Consider the following 2,026-nt stretch of genomic DNA (forward strand, 5'->3'; position numbering starts at 1 on the left):
ACCCCATGTCTTCTCCGCCAACGCGTTCCGACGTTCCAAACCTCGCCGCGATGAAAAAGGCGCAACAGATTGGCTCGCCCAAGCCGCAAGTCAGGTCATCGCAACCAGCGCAGGTGAATACGATCGGCTAGCGTCCTGCGGGAGCCGCCTTGGCTTATGAGAAAGGAACTGAAGTGCCTTCATTGGTGTCGCCTCCCTAATACCGAGGAGCGCATTACAAGGAAGGCTTCTTTAGCTACTCTATTGGAGCTATGCCGACCTATGACGTTTACGTCTGGACCAAATATCGCCGTCTGAAGTACCCGCGCGGCTTGAATATTCCAAGCCTTCAGGCAGCACACAGCATTGCATTGAGGATGGCGCGGATGTTCATCGGTCTCAAATCGCCCAGAGGTTATCTGTCTCAGGCCGAATGTGACTTCCACGTTGAGGTTGTTAACGAGGATGGACGAACTGTCCTCGCAGTCCCAGGGCGGTGGATAGCCCTTGTTCCTAATCGGATTAGGTAAGACAAGCTCAATCGACGACCCTAAGCAGGATTCAACAGCGGCTTCCCCCATGCTGCCTCACTCCGCTGCAACCTGCGTTCAAGCTCAGATGCTGCCATCCAACAGTAGGGAACTGAGATTAACCTATGTTGGTTGGCTTAGCATGACCGAGTATCGGTTCAAGGTTGGCGATCTTGTCAGGGTTTGGGTCAGCGTCAGTGCAAGACCCGGCGAGGGAGCGGTCGATGCCATCACTAAGAACCACATCAGTGGCATCCATGAAGTGACCTGCCTCCTGCCTTCGATGGACAACGGTGAGCCCCAGTACCGGATCAAATGCTGCGCTGATCGAGGAGAGCGCGTCGTCCGCGAGTGTCAGCTTGCCTCGGCCGTTCACTTCCCGCAGTCCCGCCGCTGACCATTGTGCCTCCCCCAAAATAGCAGCAAGCCTGAACTTCTTTATTGATCCATGTGAAGGCCGCTAACCGATCAACCTGTACGGTTGGCTGCTCACTCCGTGCCGAGGAGAAGCAACATGGGGATGTGACCTATCTGATCTGTCTCGATGCTCTTCATGCGGCTTATCGTGATCTTGAACAGGCGCGGATTGAGCGTCGTGAAGCCGCTCATGCTCTGGCAACGATCCGCGAAACGCTGGATCAGGTTTTAGAGCTTGCCTATCAGCAACAATCGTTCGGTCCACTTACCAACCTGTTCGATGAGGAAGAGGCTGTGCTGGCAGGCTACGAGCAATCGGTCGCCAAAGTCAGGGAATTGGAAGGACGATGGTCGGCGGTGAGTCTCGCCTTGGCCTACGAGAAAGAGAGGACGATGGCGGGGCAGTTGCCTTCCAGCGGTGCGGAAGGAGTTATTCACCTGCCCTGGAAATAACACCTATGAGTAGATTGTTGCCGCGGCCTTCTCGGCTAATATTCCTGCCATCATGCCGAGCTACAATCTGTTCCTCTATAATCAGTACAGCCGTGTCAGGTATCCTGAGACTTTAGACCTTCCCGATGTTGATGCTGCGCGTGACGTTGCTCAGAAGGTGGCAAAAGTCTTCATGGAGGTCGTTCCCTATTGGAGAGATTTGTCTCCCGATCATCAAAATGACTTTGTGGTCGAGATTGTTGACGAGGCCGGTGGGCTGCTTCTGACCGTGCCTTTCAGCGAAGCAAACTCCAAGCCGTCCGAGGAAGCGGTTGATTAGAGAAAGACCCTGCCAGACTGCTCATGTCGTAGCGCTATTTGGCTAATGCTTCTCTGCCGATTGAGTTGGTTGAAGAATGAACCGATCTGTCAGGAAGCTAACAATACGAGCGATCTGGTCTGTTGGTAGGGTAAAGCCCACTGGACCAAACTTGGGATGATAGAACGCAAGCAGGGCACCTGCGGGAGGAAACGCCCGGATATGCCATATGTGGACGGCCCCCGCCTCGCAAGAAGATTTGGACATAGTTTGATCGGATCGCTTGCGTTCATATGTCCGGCCTGTGTTGTTGCGCTCGCACATGAACGCTGGCCAAGATGGGTTCCGC

General features: G+C 54.3%; 5 protein-coding genes. 4 read left to right on the plus strand and 1 reads right to left on the minus strand.

Annotation, left to right across the window (positions count from 1 at the left end; translation table 11 throughout):
• The first annotated feature begins 251 nt into the window (after window positions 1-251).
• The 4 genes from FS320_RS51305 to FS320_RS42325 all read left to right on the plus strand — a co-directional run bounded on the left by FS320_RS51305 (window position 252) and on the right by FS320_RS42325 (window position 1,698).
• Window positions 252-509 (plus strand): DUF6894 family protein, encoded by a 258-nt coding sequence (locus FS320_RS51305; protein WP_420846852.1) that lies wholly within the window; start codon window positions 252-254, stop codon window positions 507-509.
• A gap of 142 nt (window positions 510-651) precedes the next feature.
• Entirely contained in the window at window positions 652-906 is a 255-nt protein-coding gene (locus tag FS320_RS42315; protein ID WP_152718513.1) for a hypothetical protein, read from the plus strand.
• Window positions 907-1,031: 125 nt separating this feature from the next.
• Window positions 1,032-1,379, plus strand: a complete 348-nt coding sequence (locus tag FS320_RS42320; RefSeq protein ID WP_152718514.1) for a hypothetical protein — start codon at window positions 1,032-1,034, stop codon at window positions 1,377-1,379.
• A 52-nt stretch (window positions 1,380-1,431) separates the two neighbouring features.
• Window positions 1,432-1,698 carry a DUF6894 family protein gene (locus FS320_RS42325; RefSeq protein WP_152718515.1) on the plus strand — a complete coding sequence of 89 codons (267 nt, stop codon included), beginning with the start codon at window positions 1,432-1,434 and terminating at the stop codon, window positions 1,696-1,698.
• 42 nt (window positions 1,699-1,740) lie between these two features.
• Here the strand turns inward: FS320_RS42325 and FS320_RS47380 are convergent.
• Window positions 1,741-2,026: hypothetical protein (locus tag FS320_RS47380; RefSeq protein WP_210252253.1), on the minus strand; the 286-nt coding region annotated here is incomplete at its 5' end.

The organism is Microvirga tunisiensis (assembly GCF_009296175.1).
Taxonomy (GTDB): Bacteria; Pseudomonadota; Alphaproteobacteria; order Rhizobiales; family Beijerinckiaceae; genus Microvirga; species Microvirga tunisiensis.

What these genes read in the sequence shown, in the direction of transcription:
- FS320_RS51305 (WP_420846852.1), top strand. Translation starts at nt 252, where the DNA reads ATGCCGACCTATGACGTTTACGTCTGGACCAAATATCGCCGTCTGAAG.
- FS320_RS42315 (WP_152718513.1), top strand. Translation starts at nt 652, where the DNA reads ATGACCGAGTATCGGTTCAAGGTTGGCGATCTTGTCAGGGTTTGGGTC.
- FS320_RS42325 (WP_152718515.1), top strand. Translation starts at nt 1,432, where the DNA reads ATGCCGAGCTACAATCTGTTCCTCTATAATCAGTACAGCCGTGTCAGG.